Raw genomic sequence first — 18752 nt, 5'->3', positions numbered from 1 at the left:
TGATAGCGATTTAAATTTATTGCGCGAAACCGGCGCTACTTCACAAATGAGGCGTAGGTGTCCGCCTTGAAGCCAAACAGGGTTTCGTCGCCTTTGGTCATTACCGGGCGCTTGATCAGTGTTGGGGTTTCCGTGGCCAGGGTGGCTGCACTGCCGTTGTCCATTGCATCTTTTTGCGCGTCATCCAGTGCGCGCCAGCTGGTGGAACGGCGGTTCAGGACTTGCTCCCAGCCGAACGCTGCCAGCCAGTCCGACAGCGGTACGCTGTCCATGCCATTGTCGCGGAAGTCGTGGAAGCGGTATTCCACTTCATTCTGTTCCAGCCACTTGCGGGCCTTTTTTACGGTGTCGCAATTCTTGATGCCGTAAAGGGTAATCATGGTGTTTCCTGTCGATTCATAAGCGGGCCGGATACCGGATCAGGCCTTTTTGGTTTTCTTGGGATTTTTGCGCGCGGGGTAGCAGGTGGTACAGATCTCACACACGGTGCCGTCGCAACCGCGGGCACTGCAGAATTCGCGGCCGTAAAAAATGATCTGTAGATGCAGCTTGTTCCATTTCTCTTTGGGGAACAGGCGCTTGAGGTCTTTCTCTGTCTGCGCGACATTTTTGCCGGAGCTGAGCCCCCAGCGCTGGGCCAGTCGGTGAATATGGGTGTCTACCGGAAACGCCGGGTGACCAAAGGATTGCGCCATGACCACGCTCGCGGTCTTGTGACCGACACCGGGCAGGGTTTCCAGTGCGGCCATATTTTCCGGTACCTGGCCGTGGTATTCGTTGACGAGAATTTCCGAAAGCTTCTGTATCGCTTTGGATTTCTGTGGCGATAGGCCACAGGGGCGGATGACCTCGCGGATTTTCTCTACCGGCACCTTTGCCATGTCGTAGGGATTGTCTGCCAGCTCCCACAGCGCCGGTGTAATCTGGTTGACCCTTTCATCGGTGCACTGGGCGGAGAGCAGTACTGCCACTAATAGGGAGTAGGCATCGAAGTGGTCGAGGGGAATCGGGGTTTCCGGGTAGAGGTCTTCCAGCCTGTGCAGGATGTAATCGACCCGCTCCTGTTTTAAAAGATTTTTTGCCGTCATCTTGTTCGCCTGTACCCAGGCTCCTACATCGAATTGCTACCGCAGAATTGGCGAATACGTTTCGCCGCTTCAATGCATTCCTCCAGGGTGGCCACCAGGGCCATGCGCACATACGCGGCACCCGGGTTTACGCCATTGGCTTCGCGGGCCAGGTAGGCGCCGGGGAGCACGGTGATGTGTTGCTGGCGGAACAGCTCGCGGGCGAAGGTTTCGCCGTTGCCCACTTTGGGCCACAGGTAAAAGCTGGCTTCCGGTTTTTCCACTTCCAGGCAACCGTCGAGTATCTCCAGTACCGCATCGAATTTCTGCCGGTAAAGGTCACGGTTTTCTTTCACATGCTGTTCGTCCTGCCAGGCAGCAATGGAGGCGTACTGGGTGGGCACCGGCATGGCGCAGCCGTGGTAGGTGCGGTACAGCAGGAATTTTTCCAGAATGTCGGCGTCGCCGGCGACGAAACCGGAGCGCAACCCGGGGAGGTTGGATCGCTTCGACAGACTGTGGAAAACCACGCAGCGGTGGTAGTCATTGCGGCCCAACTCTGCACAGGCCTGCAGCAGGCCGGCGGGGGCATTGCCTTCGTCGAAGTAGAGCTCGGAATAACATTCGTCCGAGGCAATGGTGAAGTCGTACTGGTCGGCAAGCGCGATCAGTTGCTTGAGGTCATCGGTGCTGAGCAGTGCACCGGTAGGATTGCCCGGCGTGCACAGGTAGAGCAGGTCACACTGCTCCCAGACCGACGCGGGCACTGCCGCAAAGTCCGGCTTGAACTGGGTATCCGCGCTGCAGTTGATGAAGTGCGGTGTGGCACCGGCGAGAAACGCGGCGCCCTCGTAGATCTGGTAGAAGGGGTTCGGCATCAACACCTTTGAGCCGGGGGATACCACTGCCTGGGCAAACGCGAACAGTGCTTCACGGGTGCCGTTCACCGGAATGACCTGAGTGTCTGCACTCAGGCTGTCGAGTTTGAAGCGATGGCACAACCAGTTGGCGATGGTTTCCCGCAGTGCATCCAGCCCCTTGGTCAGGGGATAGGCAGAAAGTTTGTCCAGGTTGTCGATCAGCTCGTCGCGTACAAAAGCGGGGGGCGCATGTTTGGGCTCACCGATGGACAGGGCGATATGGGCAAGATCCGCCGGCTCTTCAATGCCCGCTTTCAGTTGTGCCAGCTTGGCAAAAGGGTAGGGCTGCAACTGCTGCAAATTCGGGTTCATGGTCGAGTTTCTGCTTGTCCGTTTTTCTGTTTTTGATCGTGTCTTCACGCAGTGGCTGACTTGCGTCAGGGCTGCGGCGGCAGTGTGGCCTGATGGGCATCCAGCTCCTGGCAGATGGCCTGCTCGAGGGTTTCGATCAGTTGCATATCAGTGAGCGGCTGATCGTCGGCATCGGTGATATGGAAAATATCCTCGACGCGCTCCCCCAGCGTGGAAATCTTGGCGTTGTGCAGTCGCAGGTCGTGGGTAATGAAAATCCGCGCGATCCGCGCCAGCAGGCCGGGCCTGTCGGCACTGGTGATTTCCAGAGTGCTGTAGGTATCTTCCGGCTCGGTGGAAATATGAGCCTGGCTCGGCAGGTGGAACATTTTCAGGCGGCGCGGAGTGCGGCGCTTGATGACCTTGGAGTAGTCCTCCACCAGTTTCAGTTCTTGCTGCAGGGTATTGCGAATCTGCTCTAAACGATGCGGTTCGTCCAGCAGTGGCTGCCCGGATTCATCCAGCACATAGAAGGTGTCCAGGGTGTAACCGCCGGCGGAGCTGTAGAGGCGCGCATCGTGGATGTTCAGGTTCAGCATATCCAGGCCGGTGACAACCGCGGCGAAGACGTTGGGTCTGTCCGGGGTGTAGACGAATACCTCGGTGGCGCCGTCGTGTTCACCGGGACCCGAGTTGCGGGTCAGTACCAGGGTGTCGCTGTCGGCGTCCCGGTTCGGGTCTTTCTGCAGCTGGTAAATGGCGGCCGTGTGCCAGGTGATATTGTCGGCGCTCTCGCGTACGAAATAGTCCTCGCCCATCTCCGACCAGATATCTTCCACCGCCAGGCTGGGCAAGCCCATGGCGCGCAGCATATTGCGGGCCTGTGCCTGGGTTTCCTCGTAGATTTCATCGCGGTCGATGGGGTTTTCCAGGCCGCGGCGCAGGGCGCGCTGGGTGTACTGGTAGAGCTGGCGCATCAGGCTGGCACGCCAGCTGTTCCACAGGTCCGGGTTGGTGGCGTTGATGTCGGCCACGGTCAGCGCGTAGAGGTAATCCAGGTGTTCGCGGTCGCCCACTTCGGCGGCAAAGGCGTGCACTACTTCCGGGTCGGTAATGTCCTGCTTCTGGGATACCGCACTCATCAGCAAGTGTTTTTCCACCAGCCAGCACACCAGGCGGCGGTCGCGGGCCGAAAGGCCGTGTCGGCGACAGAAGGCGTCCGCGTCGATGACGCCCAGTTTGGAGTGATCGCCGCCGCGCCCCTTGGCAATATCGTGATACAGGCCGGCGATATACAGCAGCTCCGGCTTGCGCATGCGCGAGAGAATTTCCGCGGCCAGCGGGAATTTGTCCCAGGCGTCGTCGCCGCGGAAGCTGCGCATGTTGCTCACCACCTGCAGGGTGTGCGCGTCCACGGTATAGATGTGGAAGAGGTCGTGCTGCATCTGCCCGGTAACCCGGCCAAATTCCGGCAGGTAGCGCCCGAGGATGCCGTAGCGGGTCATGCGGGTCAGCTGCGTGGACAGGCCGCGGGGGCTGCGCAGCAGTTGCATGAACAGTCGCGCATTGGTCGGATCTGCACGGAACTGGTCGTCGATCAGGTGACGGTGTTCGCGGATCAGGCGGATGGTGGAGGCCCGCACCCCGTGAATTTCCGGGTTGTTGGCCATCAGCACAAATATTTCCAGCAGCGCTGGCGGGTACTCGATAAAGGTGCGGGTGACCGCGGCTTCGATGGTATTGCCGCGCAGCTGGAAGCGCTCGTTAATGGGGGTGACCGGCAGGTGTTTACCGCGCTGCAAAATGACCTCATCGAGGAATTGCAGCAGTACATCGTTCAGCTCCCGCAGGGCCATAACGATGCGGTAATAGGTGTGCATGAACTGTTCGACAGCGAGGTGGGTGTCGTTGTCCTTGTAGCCGAACTCCCGTGCCAGTTCGCGTTGGTAGTCGAACAGCAGCCGCTCTTCCGGTCGCCCGGCCAGCAGGTGCAGGCCGTAGCGTACCCGCCACAGGAAATCCTCGCCGGACTGCAGAATGGCGAATTCTTCCTCGGTGAAGAATCCCTTGCCCTGCAGTTGTTTCAGGGTGCGTACCTGGAAGTAACGCTTGGCGACCCAGTTGATGGTCTGGATGTCGCGCAGGCCGCCGGGAGCATTTTTGATATTGGGCTCGAGGTTGTACTCCGCACCGCGCTGTTTGCGGTGACGCTCCTGTTGCTCGTCGTACTTGGCGCTGAAAAACTTGTCGGCGGGCCAGACGTTTTCCGGTGTCATGCGCTCGGTCAGGGTTTCGCACAGGCTGGGGTTGCCAACCACGGTGCGACATTCCAGCAGGTTGGTGGCGACGGTGATGTCCTGGGCCGCCATCTCCACGCAGTGGTCGATGGTGCGGACCGAGTGGCCGATATCCAGTTTCAGGTCCCACAGAAAGGCGACCAGGCGTTCGATATTGTCGACGGTGGCCTCGTCCGGCTTGTCTTCGGTGAGGATCAGCAGGTCGATATCGGATTTGGGGTGCAGTTCGCCGCGGCCGTAGCCGCCCACCGCCAGCAGGCTGATGTTCTGGGACCACTGGAACTGGTGCCAGGCGTAGTGCAGCAGGCAGTCCACAAACAGGGCGCGCTCGTAGACCAGGGTGCGCACATCCTCGCCTTCGCGGAAACGCCGCGCCATATGGGTGTTGGCGGCGCCGGCAGCGTCCTTGAAAATTTCCAGTGTGGGCCTGGTGCCCTCCGCCAAATCGCGGCGGAAGCGCGACTGGTCAAAGAAAAACAGCGGTTTTTCAAAGTGCGGGATCTGGGCCAGCTGCTTGGCATTCATCGGTATCGATTCCGGGTTCGGCGCGGTGAGCAGGCGAGGTCGCTCTGCTCCCGGGCCGGTTGTTCCTTCCCTGGCCGCTATTGGCCACATTCACGCGGAGATGACGGTGTGAGCGCCTGGGGAGGCGCCCGTCAGTTAAAAGGACTCTTCCTTGCGCGCGGTCAGAATTTCTACACCGGTGCCGGTTACGACCATGGTGTGTTCCCATTGCGCGGACAGGCGGCGGTCGACGGTGACCGCGGTCCAGCCGTCGCGCAGTACGCGACTGCCGGGTTTGCCGGCGTTGATCATGGGTTCAATGGTAAAGGTCATGCCTTCTTCCAGCACCTGTCCGGTGCCCGGCTTGCCGTAGTGCAGTATCTGCGGGTCTTCGTGGAAGACGTCGCCGATGCCGTGACCGCAGAAGTCCTTCACCACGCTGTAGTAGTTGCTCTCGGCGTGCTGCTGAATCACATGGCCGATATCGCCGAGGGTAGTGCCCGGGCGGACAATGTCGATGGCTTTGTACAGGCATTCCTGTGTGATCTTGACCAGGCGTTCTGCGTGGGTCGCGGGCTTGCCGACGAAATACATCTTGGAGGTGTCGCCGTACCAACCATCTTTGATCACGGTGACATCGATATTGATGATGTCGCCTTTCTTCAACACTTTGGACTCCGACGGGATGCCGTGACAGATAACCTCATTCACCGAGGTGCAGATGGACTTGGGGAAACCGCGATATCCCAGGCAGGCAGGAATGGCCTGCTGTACGTTGACTATATAGTCGTGGCAGCGGCGATCCAGTTCTTCCGTGGTGACGCCGGGGACTACATATTCACCAATCATTTCCAGCACCTCGGCGGCCAGGCGGCCAGCGGTGCGCATTTTGGCGATTTGTTCCGGTGTTTTTACGGCGTTGGTCATGAATCTTCCCAGATTAGTGATGAACGTTACTGCGTGGTCAGTCTTGGGGCGCCGCTCTCACAGGGCCGGTTTGCGGGCTGAGAATATGGTGAGAGTCTGGTGCGGCGCGATATTGTAGCGGAATTGCCGGGCGGCGGCATTAAGCTGTCTCTATCATGGTCATTGAAAAACGGGGCTTGCGGCGGAGAGTAAAGCCGGCGGTGGCAGCTTTTGCGCTTCCAGCTCCGTGGCATATGTGGTATAAAGCGCGCCGCTTTGGGCGGTGCCCGGAGTGAAACTAAACATCGGGGCAAGGTTTTCCTGTCCTGAACAAACGCCGCACATATACCGGCACATTCGCCTGGGTGTCTTTGTCAGCACTGTAATGCAGTGGTGATAGGGATTGGTGAATGGGGTGTATGGAGGATGTAACCCGGGAAGTGATCGGCAGTCGTTAAGCCCGACGCTTCCGTCTGATATTGAGGTTTTTTATGCCGCAAGTAAGCATGCGCGATATGCTGCAGGCTGGTGTGCACTTTGGCCACCAGACCCGCTACTGGAACCCGAAGATGGGTCAATTCATCTTTGGTGCCCGCAACAAGATTCACATCATCAACCTGGAGCACACTGTTCCAGCGTTCAATGAAGCCCTGCAAGTTATCCGGGGTATGGCTGCTCAGAAGAAGAAAGTTCTGTTTGTTGGCACCAAGCGCGCTGCGCAGAAGTCCATCAAAGAGCAAGCCGAGCGCTCAGGTCAGCCCTACGTCAGCAACCGCTGGTTGGGTGGCATGCTCACCAACTACAAAACCATCCGTGCTTCCATCAAGCGTTTCCGCGACCTCGAAACCCAGTCTCAGGACGGTACCTTCGAGAAGCTGACCAAGAAAGAAGCCCTGATGCGCACTCGCACCATGGAGAAGCTCGAGCGCTCCATCGGCGGTATCAAGGACATGGGCGGCCTGCCGGACGCACTGTTCGTGATCGACGTTGAGCACGAGCGTATCGCCATCCAGGAAGCCAACAAGCTGGGTATCCCGGTGATCGGTATCGTTGATACCAACAGCAGCCCGGAAGGTGTTGACTACGTAATTCCTGGCAACGATGACGCCATTCGCGCCATCAAGCTGTACACCACTGTTGCTGCCGACGCTATCCTGGCGGGTGCTGCAGACGCTGGTGCCAGCACTGCTCAGAACGAGTACGTAGAAGCTGGTGACGACCAAGCCGCAGCTGCGGAATAAGTCGCGAACGACTGGCGGTGTAACATTTTTACGTTACGCTGCAGGGAAAAGGGGCCACTTATCCGGCCCCTTTTTTTCAAATCCATCAAAGAATTTGAATCTGAACCCGAGGATTGAATCATGGCGATTACCCCGTCAATGGTAAAAGAACTGCGCGAGCGCACTGGCCTGCCGATGCTGGAGTGCAAAAAAGCACTGACTGAAGCGGATGGCGACATCGAAAAAGCGATTGAAGACCTGCGCAAGGCATCCGGCCTGAAAGCGGCCAAGAAAGCTGGCCGTACCGCCGCTGATGGCGTTGTAGCCGCAAAAGTTGCCGAAGACGGCAGCTACGGTGTTCTGGTAGAAGTGAACTCCGAAACTGACTTCGTTGCTCGCGACGACAACTTCAAGGCGTTCGTTGCCAAGGTTGTGGACAAGGCATTTGCTGAGCGTCAGGTAAATGTTGCTGCACTGATGGAAGGTGAGCTGGAAGAGGCCCGTGAAGCGCTGGTACAGAAAATCGGTGAGAACATCGGCGTTCGTCGTATTCAGCTGGTTGAAGCGCCGGTTGTGGGTGCCTATGTGCACTCCACCAACCGTCTGGCGGCTATCGTAACCCTGAGTGCCGGTGACGTTGAAACCGCGCGCGATGTGGCCATGCACGTAACCGCGGTAAACCCGCAGGTTGTGAAGCCGGAAGATATGTCCGAGGAAGTGCTGGAAAAAGAGAAGGAAATCATCAAGGCCCAGCCGGATATGGAAGGCAAGCCTGCCGAAATCGTCGAGAAGATGATGGGCGGCCGTATCAAGAAGTTCCTCAAGGAAAACAGCCTGGTGGAACAGCCTTTCGTCAAGAACCCGGAAGTTACCGTTGCCAAACTGGTAAAAGACGCTGGTGGCGAAGTTGTGAGCTTCGTGCGTTTTGAAGTGGGTGAAGGTATCGAGAAGGAAGAGGTGGACTTCGCAGCGGAAGTTGCCGCTCAGGTTAAAGCCAGCTCTTGATGTCTGAAATCGCCGGCAACCTCTTGGTTGCTGGCGCCAGCGGGGTGCTCCCGGTGTGTTCGTTAGAATACCGCCGGGGCGCCCCGCTGTGGTATCTGGCCAACAGGAATTTTCGTTCAAAATTTGAACAGCTGGGCTGCGCAGGCAGCTGAATATAGAGTTAGTAGCCAGGCCAGATCGGCGAGCGCGGTGGGAAACCATCGGCAAAGCCATAGGTAATGCGTCGAATTTGTTGTAATGTTCGGCGGGCGCGAACCGGAACGCCGGTTGCGTCTCAACCAAGAATTTAGCCCGTGACAGTTGAGGAACAAGGGATGCCAGGTATTAAAGACCGCAAGTACAAGCGAATCCTGTTAAAGCTCAGCGGAGAGGAGCTGATGGGCGAGCAGGGGTTTGGAATCAGCCCCAAAGTGCTGGACAAGATGGCACTGGAAATTGGTCAGCTGGTAGGTATCGGGGTGCAGGTCGGCCTGGTGGTCGGCGGTGGCAACCTGTTCCGTGGCGCGGCCCTGAATGCGGCTGGTCTCGACCGGGTAACCGGAGACCACATGGGGATGCTGGCGACAGTCATGAATGCACTGGCGCTGCGCGATGCCCTGGAGCGTTCGAATATTTCCTCCCGGGTCATGTCAGCCATCCAGATGAGCGGTATTGTCGACCACTACGATCGACGCGCAGCCATCCGTTATCTGGAGCGTGGTGAAGTACTGATTTTTGCCGCGGGTACCGGTAATCCGTTCTTTACGACCGACTCTGCAGCCTGTCTGCGCGGAATCGAGATCGAGGCGGAGATGGTGCTCAAGGCCACCAAAGTGGATGGCGTTTATTCGGCCGACCCGGTACTGGTGCCCGACGCCACCCGTTATGACCGCCTCACCTACGACGCGGTACTCGACAAAAAGCTCGGTGTTATGGATTTAACCGCAATCTGCCTCTGTCGCGAGCACAACATGCCTGTGCGGGTTTTCCGGATGGATAAAACTGGCGCGCTGCTGAATATCGTTGTCGGCGGCGAAGAGGGCACACTTATTGAAGAGGATGTGAATCAGTGATTGACGATATCAAGAAAGACGCCGAAGGGCGCATGAAAAAAGCCCTGGATGCCCTGGGTAGCAATTTCAACAAGATCCGCACCGGCCGTGCGCACCCGAGCATTCTCGACGGAATCCAGGTGTCCTACTACGGTAGCGATGTGCCCCTGTCGCAGGTGGCCAATATTACCGTGGAAGACGCGCGCACCCTGGCGGTAACCCCCTGGGAAAAGCCGCTGGTACCGGATATTGAAAAGGCGATCATGAAGTCCGACCTGGGCCTCAATCCGAGCACTGCCGGTGCGGTCATCCGTATCCCGATGCCAATGCTGACGGAAGAGACCCGTAAGAACTTCACTCGCCAGGCCAAAAGTGAAGCGGAAAGTGCGCGGGTTTCCATCCGCAACAATCGCCGTGACGCACTGGCCGAAGTCAAAGCGCTGGTGAAAGAAAAGGAAATCTCCGAAGACGACGAGCGTCGCGCCGGAGACGAGATCCAGAAGCTGACAGACAAGTACGTTGCCGAGGTGGAAAAAGCACTGGCGGCAAAAGAAAAGGACCTGATGGAAATCTGATGTCTGTAGGCGGTACTGGTGTGGATGCACACGAGCAGGCGGGACCGCGCCACGTAGCCATCATCATGGATGGCAATGGACGCTGGGCGGCGCGCCGGGGCTTGTCGCCCTCCGCCGGCCACAAGGCGGGCGTCGAGCGGATCCGGGATCTGATCGAGGCCTGCAAAGAGCGCCATGTCGAGGCGCTTACCCTGTTTGCCTTCTCCAGTGAGAATTGGCAGCGCCCACCGAAAGAGGTGGAGTTGCTGATGACGCTGTTCCACTCCTACCTGCGGCGCGAGGCGCGCCGCATGCAGGAGCAGGGAATCCGCTTGCGGGTGATTGGGCGCCGGGATCGCTTTTCGCCCCGTTTGCAACGGGCGATCACTGAAGCGGAAACGCTCACCCGGGATGGCGACAATGGCACCCTGGTGATTGCAGCGGATTACGGCGGCCAGTGGGATATTGCCCAGGCGGCCAGGACGCTGGCGCAGCAAGTGGTTGACGGTCTGCGTACGGTGGAGTCCATCGACGATACCGCCTTGTCAGAACATGTACAGCTGGCAGATTTGCCGCCGGTGGATCTGTTGATCCGCTCCAGTGGGGAGCAGCGGATTAGCAATTTCATCCTCTGGCAAGCGGCTTATAGCGAATTTTACTTTACAGATACCTTGTGGCCGGATTTTACGGTCAGCGAGCTGGATGCCGCACTTGCGGCTTACCGGTATCGTGATCGCCGTTATGGCGGGCGCAACGAAGACGGGCTGGAAGCGCAGGCCTGAGGGCGCGCTGAACCGGCCACCGAAATAAAACTGATCAAGGGTTGAACGGTGCTAAAACAAAGAATAATTACCGCGCTGGTGTTGGTTGCTCTTTTTCTGGGGCTGCTTTTTTTCGTGCCCATGCAGTGGTTCGCGATTGTGATTGCTGCAGTCATCCTGCTGGGTGGCTGGGAGTGGGCCAACCTTTCCAATCTGAACAGAGCTTTGCGCTTCGTCTTTCTGGCAGCGCTGGGTGCGGCTCTGGTTGCGACCGCTGACTACGTATTCCAATTCGATTTTTCCAGTCCTGATACCGGCCGGGCACGCCAGATTCTGGCCGTGGCCTGTGGTTGGTGGGCGCTGGCCTTCCTGTGGGTGCAGGGCTACCCGGCCAGTGCCATGCTGTGGGGTAACCGCTGGGCGCGGGGCGTTATCGGCCTGGTGGTGCTGGTGCCTGCCTGGCTGTCTGTGGTTATTTTGCAGGGCCTGGAGCACGGTGCCTGGCTGGTTTTGTTTGTTGTTGCGGTTGTGGTGGCCGCCGATGTGGGCGCCTATTTTGTTGGGCGCAAATTCGGCAAGCACAAGCTGGCGCGGGAAGTGAGTCCCGGAAAGTCCTGGGAGGGCTTTTTCGGCGGTCTGGCCGCCTGTCTGATCCTGGCATTGGGAGTATCGATCGCATTTGATCTGCCGACAAAAAATACTGTGCTGTTTACGTTCGGGGTGCTGGTTACGGCACTGGCTTCGGTCATTGGCGACCTGGTGGAGAGTATGTTCAAGCGCCACCGGGGCATTAAAGACAGCAGTCGGATCCTGCCGGGGCACGGCGGTATTCTCGATCGCCTCGATAGTCTCACCGCGGCACTGCCGGTCTTTACCATGGCGGCACTGGCCAGTGAGCTACCCAAATATTTGTAAGATTCTTCCACTCGCCCCGCTGACGTTTGTGCGGCGAGCTGCTGAAATTTCGGCCTTTGCACCGGCGAATGCCTGTGCACTGTACAGCCGTTGAGGTAAACCGTTTCAATGCAATCCACGACCCCTGACTCCACTGCAATACAACCGGTTTGTGTGCTCGGGTCCACCGGCTCCATTGGTGTCAGCACGCTCGATGTGTTGGCCCGCCATCCGCAAAAATACTCGGTGTTTGCGCTTACCGCCCGGGACAGAATCGAAGAGCTGGCACAGCAATGTCGCCGCTTTGCCCCGAAATATGCGGTGGTACTCGATCGGGAGAAGGCGCTGCAGTTGCAGGCGCTGTTGCGGGGAGAACAGGGCGATACCGAAGTGCTCTGGGGGGTGGACGCCCTGTGCCAGGTTGCCGCAGACGAACGGGTTGCCGTGGTCATGGCTGCCATTGTGGGGGCGGCGGGTTTGAAACCGACTCTTGCGGCGGTGCAGGCGGGGAAGAAAGTGCTGCTGGCGAACAAGGAATCGCTGGTGATGGCTGGGCCCCTGTTCATGGCAGCGCTGAACCAGAGCGATGCGCAGCTGCTGCCCATTGATAGCGAGCACAATGCCATTTTTCAGTGTCTGCCGTATCCCTGTGACAGCCTCAGCGATGCTGGGGTTGAGCGGATTCTGCTCACGGGCTCCGGTGGTCCCTTTAGAGCCACCGCGCCAGAAGCCCTGGATAGCGTCACGCCGGAACAGGCGTGTAATCACCCCAACTGGTCCATGGGGCGCAAAATTTCCGTGGATTCCGCCACCATGATGAATAAGGGGCTGGAATTTATTGAGGCCTGCTATCTGTTCCATGCGGCGCCTGGGGATATCCAGATCGTGGTACACCCGCAGAGCATCGTGCACTCCATGGTGCAGTATCGGGATGGGTCGCTGCTGGCACAGATGGGTAACCCGGATATGCGCACGCCCATCGCCCATGCACTGGCATTCCCCGAGCGTATCGACAGTGGTGTCGCCGCGCTGGACCTGATTACTCAGGGCCGGCTGGATTTTGAGGCACCGGATGAGGCGCGCTTTCCCTGTCTGCGACTGGCTCGAGAAGCCATGGAGGCGGGTGGCAGTGCGCCCACTACCCTGAATGCGGCGAATGAGGTCGCCGTGGATGCATTCCTTGCGGAGGCCATCCCCTTCACTGGTATTGCCCGCTCGATAGAAAAGGTCATGAAAACTACCGAGGTGGTTGAACTGACAGACCTGGAAGCAGTCGAACAGGCTGATCGGAATGCTCGTGAGCGGGCGATGGAAGTACTGAATGAGCTGTACGGCCTGCATCTGGACGAGCAGCGCCCTCAAACGAGATCAATGTAACGCCCATGTTAGATATCTTACAGACAGCAGTCTGGGCCCTGGTGGCCCTCGGTGTCCTGGTGAGCTTTCACGAGTTCGGCCACTTTATCGTGGCGCGCTGGTGTGGCGTCAAGGTGCTGAGATTCTCCGTGGGCTTCGGCCGTCGGCTGTTTTCCCGCTACGATCGTCACGGCACGGAATTTACCATCTCCGCGATTCCCCTTGGTGGCTATGTCAAATTTCTGGACGAGCGCGAAGGGAGTGTCGCGCCCGATGAGCTGGATCAGACGTTCAACCGCAAAAATGTCTGGGCGCGTATGGCGATTGCCGCGGCGGGTCCATTTGCCAATTTTCTGCTCGCCATAGTGCTCTTCTGGGGCGTGTTTATGGGCGGGACTTCCGGCCCTGTGCCGGTGGTGGATGAGGTGGAGGCCGGTAGCCTGGCCGCCTATGCCGGGCTGGAGTCTGGTCAGGAAATTCTTGCCATCGACGATCAGCCAACGCCCACCTGGCAGGCGCTGAACTGGCAGCTTGCCAACCGACTGGGTGATAGCGGGCATATCAAGTTTTCCGTGCGCTACCCGGATTCCTCCCTTGAATACCACATGTATGCGGATATTGACCGCTGGCTGGCCGGGCAGGAAGTGCCCGATCCTCTGCAGGAAATCGGCGTCAAGTTGTGGGTGCCCTCAGTCAGTATGAAACTGAGCCAGGTGGTGCCCGAAAGTCCGGCAGAGCAGGGCGGTTTGCAGGCGGGTGATGAAATTATCGCCAGTGATGGTCGCGAGTTTGACAGCTGGGATGCCTGGACCACTTATATCAAGGCGCGTGCTGAGCAAGCGGTCAGGGTCTCGGTGCTGCGCGATGGCACCGAGTTGGATGTCAGTGTTACCCCGGAAGCCGTGACACTCGAAAATGGCGATGAAATAGGCCGTATCGGTGTGCTGCCGGTGGGTGCCGCCTGGCCGGAAGATCGCGTGCGCCGATATCACTACGGTGTGCTGGGTGCCTTCAGTAAAGGACTGGAGGAAACCTGGAGCAAGACGGTATTTACACTGCAAAGCCTGAAGAAGCTGCTTTTCGGACAGCTCTCCACCCGTAACTTGAGTGGCCCAATTACCATTGCTAAAGTGGCCGGCACTTCGGCGGATGCTGGCTGGCAGTCATTTTTATCACTGCTGGCGCTACTGAGTATCAGCCTTGGCGTATTGAACCTGCTGCCAATCCCGGTTCTCGACGGCGGGCACCTCCTCTACTACGGTATTGAGGCCATAAAGGGATCCCCTGTGTCTGAGAAGATACAGATGATTGGCCTGCAGGTTGGTATGGCCATGGTACTGGGGATCATGGCGCTGGCGCTGTACAACGACATATTGCGCCTCTAACTCGAAATATTGTGTCTTCGGGGCTCCACTGGTGGTGAGTCCTGAAGCCTATTGATGGTTGAACGGGCCCTTTGGCCCGGCTGGAATTGCGAATAAAAACTCGGAACTAGTAGATGAAAGATTTCCTGAAAGCGGCTTCGCTTGGTTTGGCACTGCCGATTGCTGCCTATGCCCAGTCGTTTGTAGTCAACGATATTCGCGTGGAAGGCCTGCAGCGGGTTTCGGCGGGTACTGTTTTTGCCGCTTTGCCAGTGCGGGTTGGCGATCAGATTGAAAGTGTGGAAATTCAGAGTGCCACGCGTGCCCTGTTCCGCACCGGTTACTTTCAGGACATCCAGATCGGCCGTGAGAGTGGCGTGCTCGTCATCACGGTGCGCGAGCGTCCGGCGATCTCCAAGATCGAAATTACCGGTAACAAGGCGATCAAGACCGAAGATCTGCTTAAGGGCATGAACGACAACGGGCTTGCCGAAGGCCAGATTTTCAAGCGCGCCACCCTGGAAGGTTTGGCGCAGGAACTGCAGCGTCAATATGTTGCTCAGGGCCGCTACGGCGCCAGTGTGAAAACCGAAGTCAAAGAGCTGCCGCGCAACCAGGTCGAGTTGAAGGTCGTGGTGGATGAAGGCTCAGTGGCCGCGATCAAGCACATTAATGTGGTCGGCAACAGCGCCTTTTCCGATGAGGAGCTGGGGGAAATTTTTGAACTCCAGACCACCGGCTGGCTGTCCTGGCTGAACAGCGACGACAAATACTCACGGGAAAAGCTCACCGGCGACCTCGAGCGCCTGGAATCCTATTACCTCGACCGCGGTTACCTCGAGTTCAAAATCGACTCCACCCAGGTGTCCCTGAGCCCGGACAAACAGAGTGTATTCATCACCATCAATATCACAGAAGGTGACGTTTACACCGTGTCGGATGTGGAGCTGGCCGGCGACCCTGTGGTGACTGAGGAAGAAATTCGTCGCCTGCTGCTGGTGCGCAAGGGGCAGACCTTCTCTCAGGTTTTGATGACCACTACCTCCGATTACATTACCAAGCGACTGGGTAATGAGGGCTATACCTTCGCGGAAGTGAACGGTATGCCGGAGGCTAATGAAGAAGATAAAACGGTTAAGGTGACCTTCTTCATCGACCCGGGTAAGCGCGCTTACGTGCGTCGGATTAATTTCCGCGGCAATACCCGCACATCGGATGACGTGTTGCGCCGGGAAATGCGTCAAATGGAATCCGCGTCTGCTTCCTCCGCGCGTATCGAGCAGTCCAAGGTGCGACTGGAGCGCCTCGGTTACTTTAAAGAAGTGCAGGTGGAAACCACCGAAGTACCGGGTACTTCCGACCAGATCGATGTTGAATACACCGTAGAAGAGCAGCCGTCCGGCACCATCGGCGGCACCGTGGGTTACGCTCAGGGTAGCGGCCTGGTGCTGGGTGCCAATGTGCAGGAGAACAACTGGCTGGGTACCGGCAAATCCGTCGGCTTTGCGGTCAACACTTCCCGATACCAGTCGGTGGTGAACTTCTCCTACACCGACCCTTATTTCACACCGGATGGTGTAAGCCGCGGTTTCAACGTGTTTTATCAGGAGCGGGATTACTCCGAGATCAACCTGTCCAGCTATAACACCACCACCTACGGTGCGGGCCTGAGCTTCGGTTATCCGATCTCTGAAATCTCCCGTGTTGGCCTGAATATCGGTTTTAACCACCTGGAACTGAGTACACACAGCAATTCTGTACAGGAAATTATTGCCAGCCCGCGTCCGGATGCTGGTGTCACCGGACAGGTTTCTCAGGATGACCTGGCGGCTATTTCAGAAGAGTTGGCGGAAGCGGTGGATACCGACGTCAACCTCGACCTGAGTATGCCGGTGGATACTTCGCTGCTGAATACGAATCTGAACGGATTTGTGGATCTGTATGGCGATGAGTTTGATACCTGGTCTCTGACGACCTCCTACGCGCGCTCCACCTTGAACCGCGGTATTCTTGCGACCCGAGGCGCGTCTCAGCGCGCCTCTCTGGAAATCGCGCTGCCGGGAGGGGATCTCGAGTACTCCAAATTCATTTATACCGCGCAGTACTTCCGCCCGCTGACCAAAGACCTGACCCTGCGTCTGCGCACTCGCCTGGGCTACGCGGATGGTTACGGCGATACCGAGCAGATGCCGTTCTTTGAAAACTTCTACGGCGGTGGTTTCGGCTCTGTGCGCGGCTTTGAGCGCAATACCCTTGGTCCGCGCTCAACGCCGGCGGAGACCTACAGCCTGGTGAGCTGTGCGGTTGAAGACGGGGTTTACTCCAAGGCCTGTTACGTACTGGATCCGGATACCGGTGAACTGGTTACCCAGTCAACGGGTCGTAGACCACAGCCATTTGGTGGCAATATCCTCGTAGAAGGTAGTGCCGAGGTGATTTTCCCGATTCCGTTCGTGAAAGATCAGCGCTCCATGCAGTCTGCGTTTTTTGTGGATGCGGGTAATGTTTTCAGCACTAGCTGTGGCGTATCTCAGCTCAACTGTTACGATATTGACGCCCGGTACATCAATGTGTCCGCCGGTATCGGCCTGACCTGGATTACCGGCTTTGGTCCGCTGACCTTCAGTTTGTCCAAGGCGCTGGAGCAAAACGAGGACGACGATGTGGAAGTGTTCCAGTTCTCATTGGGTAACAGCTTCTAACTCGTGCAGCGTCACCCGTGGTGATCCAATGCTTCGGCAGTCACCAGGTGGGCAGTACAACGATTCAATAACGATTCAATAATAACGGGCACTCAGAGGAGTGCCGCAACTTACAGAGATACGGAGAATTAACGTGTTCAAACTTGTTAAAACAAGCGCAATCCTGCTGGCAGGCCTTCTGTTTACTGGCGCAGCTGTGGCGCAAACCAAGGTGGCTGTGGTCAACATCCAGGCTGCAATCATGAGCACAGAGAAAGCGACCTCAAAAATCAATGCGCTGAAAACCAGCTCCGAGTACTCGCAGCTGCAAAACAGCGCGGAAGGTATTCGCGCGGAAGTACAGAAAATGGCGGAAGACGCGCAAAAAAATGGCGTTACCTGGTCTGACGAGCAGAAAGCAGAGCAGCAGCGCAAAATGAATTTCAAGCGCTCTGACTTCGAGACCGCGGTGAAAAAGCTGCGCGCAATGGAAGGCCAGGCCGTTCAGGAAATCCAGAAAGACCTGTTGCCGAAAGCCAAGGCGGCCCTGGAAGCAGTGATCAAAGAGAAGAAACTGGACCTGGTACTGGATGCCAATGCGGCAGTTTACGCCGGTACCGGTGCCAACCTGACCGAAGAAGTGGTCAAGCGCCTGAACGCGGCGAAGTAATTTTACGGCAAGTTCCCGCGATTAGAATTCATGACAAAGAGCAAACAGCCAACACTGGCGCAGTTGGCTGAAACGCTGGGCGCGCAGTTGCGCCTGGCGGATGGGGCCAGCGGTGACCAGATCCCGTCTGGCCTGAATACCCTGCAAGACGCCAGTGACAGTGAAATCAGTTTCCTGGCCAGTGCCAATTACCGGCGTTTCCTGGCAGATACCCGCGCCTGTGCGGTACTGGTTACCGAGGATCAGGCCGAGACTTGCCCGGTCACCGCGCTGATCGTATCCAACCCCTACCATGCCTTTGCCGTTGCAACGGCGATTTACGATAACGCACCGCAATATTCTGCGGGTATTGACGCGCTGGCTTCGGTTCATCCGACGGCAGACGTCGATGCCAGTGCCTATATTGGTCCTGGTGCCGTAATCGAGGCGGATACGAAAATTGCGGCGGACGCGATTATCGGTCCGGGTTGTGTGGTCGGTGCCGGTAGTGAAATCGGTGCGCGAACACGCCTGTTTCCGGGGGTGGTTATCTACCACGGTTGTTTTATTGGCGCAGACTGCATCATCCACAGCAACACCATCATCGGCGCAGATGGCTTTGGTTTCGCCCCCAGCCAGGGGCGCTGGACCAAGATCCACCAGCTCGGCGGTGTTGAAATCGCTGATGAAGTGGAAATCGGTGCATGCAGTTGTATCGATCGCGGCGCACTGGGAAATACCCAGATCGGTCGTGGGGTGAAGATCGACAACATGGTGCAAATCGCTCACAATGTGCAAATTGGTGACTACACAGCCATGGCAGCTTGCTCCGCGGTAGCGGGCAGCGCAATCATCGGTAAACACTGCACCATTGCTGGCGGCGCGGGGATCGTTGGTCACGTAACCATCGCCGATCGCAGTCATGTCACTGCCCGTACGTTGGTTACTAAATCTATCGAAGCGGCTGGTTCTTACTCCAGTGGCACACCTTTCTCTGAAAGCCGCTCCTGGCGAAAGAATGCGGTGCGTTACGGGCAGCTGGATCAGATGGCTCGCCGGCTTACTGCGCTCGAAAAGGCGCTAGAGCAGGCGCAGGGCGAAGAGTGACCCGGGGATAGATAACCCTGGATAGATACTCTCGGGGAAAACTTGTCCCTGATGGGCGCGATTGCCGCAAGGGCGCGCGCGCCAAAAATTTTTTACTGTTTAAATTCGGGGCGTACGACGCCCCGAAGTGGTTTCTGGGAACAAT

Annotated in this window: 16 protein-coding genes; 11 read left to right on the top strand and 5 right to left on the bottom strand. The window is 57.7% G+C overall.

Going from position 1 to position 18752, the window contains the following annotated elements; translation table 11 throughout:
- Nucleotides 1–35 precede the first annotated feature (35 nt).
- The 5 genes from M0G74_RS00245 to map form a co-directional block, all read right to left on the bottom strand.
- On the bottom strand, nt 36–380 hold the full coding sequence (locus tag M0G74_RS00245; protein WP_248213230.1) for an ArsC family reductase: 345 nt from the start codon (nt 378–380) through the stop codon (nt 36–38).
- Between the two features lie 39 nt (nt 381–419).
- A complete protein-coding gene (nth, locus tag M0G74_RS00240; RefSeq protein WP_248213228.1) occupies nt 420–1088 on the bottom strand; it encodes an endonuclease III in 669 nt (222 codons plus the stop codon).
- Nucleotides 1089–1111: 23 nt separating this feature from the next.
- Nucleotides 1112–2299 carry a succinyldiaminopimelate transaminase gene (gene dapC / locus M0G74_RS00235; RefSeq protein WP_248213225.1) on the bottom strand — a complete coding sequence of 396 codons (1188 nt, stop codon included), beginning with the start codon at nt 2297–2299 and terminating at the stop codon, nt 1112–1114.
- Between the two features lie 65 nt (nt 2300–2364).
- A complete protein-coding gene (locus M0G74_RS00230; protein WP_160153032.1) occupies nt 2365–5100 on the bottom strand; it encodes a [protein-PII] uridylyltransferase in 2736 nt (911 codons plus the stop codon).
- Nucleotides 5101–5235: 135 nt separating this feature from the next.
- On the bottom strand, nt 5236–6006 hold the full coding sequence (gene map, locus M0G74_RS00225) for a type I methionyl aminopeptidase (RefSeq protein WP_160153033.1): 771 nt from the start codon (nt 6004–6006) through the stop codon (nt 5236–5238).
- Between the two features lie 470 nt (nt 6007–6476).
- Between map and rpsB the strand changes: the two genes are divergently transcribed.
- From rpsB to lpxD, 11 genes are all read left to right on the top strand, one after another.
- Nucleotides 6477–7226 carry a 30S ribosomal protein S2 gene (gene rpsB / locus M0G74_RS00220; RefSeq protein WP_160153034.1) on the top strand — a complete coding sequence of 250 codons (750 nt, stop codon included), beginning with the start codon at nt 6477–6479 and terminating at the stop codon, nt 7224–7226.
- Between the two features lie 120 nt (nt 7227–7346).
- The gene (tsf, locus tag M0G74_RS00215; RefSeq protein ID WP_160153035.1) at nt 7347–8210 is read left to right on the top strand and encodes a translation elongation factor Ts; all 864 of its coding nucleotides are present in this window, start codon (nt 7347–7349) and stop codon (nt 8208–8210) included.
- 314 nt (nt 8211–8524) lie between these two features.
- Nucleotides 8525–9262: a UMP kinase gene (gene pyrH / locus M0G74_RS00210; protein WP_078084825.1), complete on the top strand. Its 738-nt coding sequence runs from the start codon at nt 8525–8527 to the stop codon at nt 9260–9262.
- Nucleotides 9259–9816: a ribosome recycling factor gene (gene frr / locus M0G74_RS00205; RefSeq protein WP_160153036.1), complete on the top strand. Its 558-nt coding sequence runs from the start codon at nt 9259–9261 to the stop codon at nt 9814–9816. The genes pyrH and frr overlap by 4 nt, the downstream gene beginning before the upstream one ends.
- Nucleotides 9816–10577: a polyprenyl diphosphate synthase gene (uppS, locus tag M0G74_RS00200; protein WP_160153037.1), complete on the top strand. Its 762-nt coding sequence runs from the start codon at nt 9816–9818 to the stop codon at nt 10575–10577. The genes frr and uppS overlap by 1 nt, the downstream gene beginning before the upstream one ends.
- 48 nt (nt 10578–10625) lie before the next feature.
- On the top strand, nt 10626–11471 hold the full coding sequence (locus tag M0G74_RS00195) for a phosphatidate cytidylyltransferase (RefSeq protein WP_160153038.1): 846 nt from the start codon (nt 10626–10628) through the stop codon (nt 11469–11471).
- A gap of 108 nt (nt 11472–11579) precedes the next feature.
- Nucleotides 11580–12827 carry a 1-deoxy-D-xylulose-5-phosphate reductoisomerase gene (gene ispC, locus M0G74_RS00190; RefSeq protein ID WP_248213224.1) on the top strand — a complete coding sequence of 416 codons (1248 nt, stop codon included), beginning with the start codon at nt 11580–11582 and terminating at the stop codon, nt 12825–12827.
- A gap of 5 nt (nt 12828–12832) precedes the next feature.
- On the top strand, nt 12833–14191 hold the full coding sequence (gene rseP, locus M0G74_RS00185; RefSeq protein ID WP_248213222.1) for an RIP metalloprotease RseP: 1359 nt from the start codon (nt 12833–12835) through the stop codon (nt 14189–14191).
- A 113-nt stretch (nt 14192–14304) separates the two neighbouring features.
- A complete protein-coding gene (gene bamA, locus M0G74_RS00180; RefSeq protein WP_160153041.1) occupies nt 14305–16872 on the top strand; it encodes an outer membrane protein assembly factor BamA in 2568 nt (855 codons plus the stop codon).
- 133 nt (nt 16873–17005) lie between these two features.
- Nucleotides 17006–17521, top strand: coding sequence for an OmpH family outer membrane protein (locus M0G74_RS00175; RefSeq protein ID WP_160153042.1), 516 nt, complete (start codon nt 17006–17008; stop codon nt 17519–17521).
- Nucleotides 17522–17551: 30 nt separating this feature from the next.
- Nucleotides 17552–18607: a UDP-3-O-(3-hydroxymyristoyl)glucosamine N-acyltransferase gene (gene lpxD / locus M0G74_RS00170; protein ID WP_248213215.1), complete on the top strand. Its 1056-nt coding sequence runs from the start codon at nt 17552–17554 to the stop codon at nt 18605–18607.
- The last annotated feature ends 145 nt before the right edge of the window (nt 18608–18752 follow it).

Origin of the sequence: Microbulbifer sp. CAU 1566 (assembly GCF_023156515.1) — a bacterium.
Taxonomy (GTDB): Bacteria; Pseudomonadota; Gammaproteobacteria; order Pseudomonadales; family Cellvibrionaceae; genus Microbulbifer.
The sequence above is the reverse complement of the archived record's forward strand: the minus strand, read 5'-3'. Positions and strand labels throughout refer to the sequence as shown.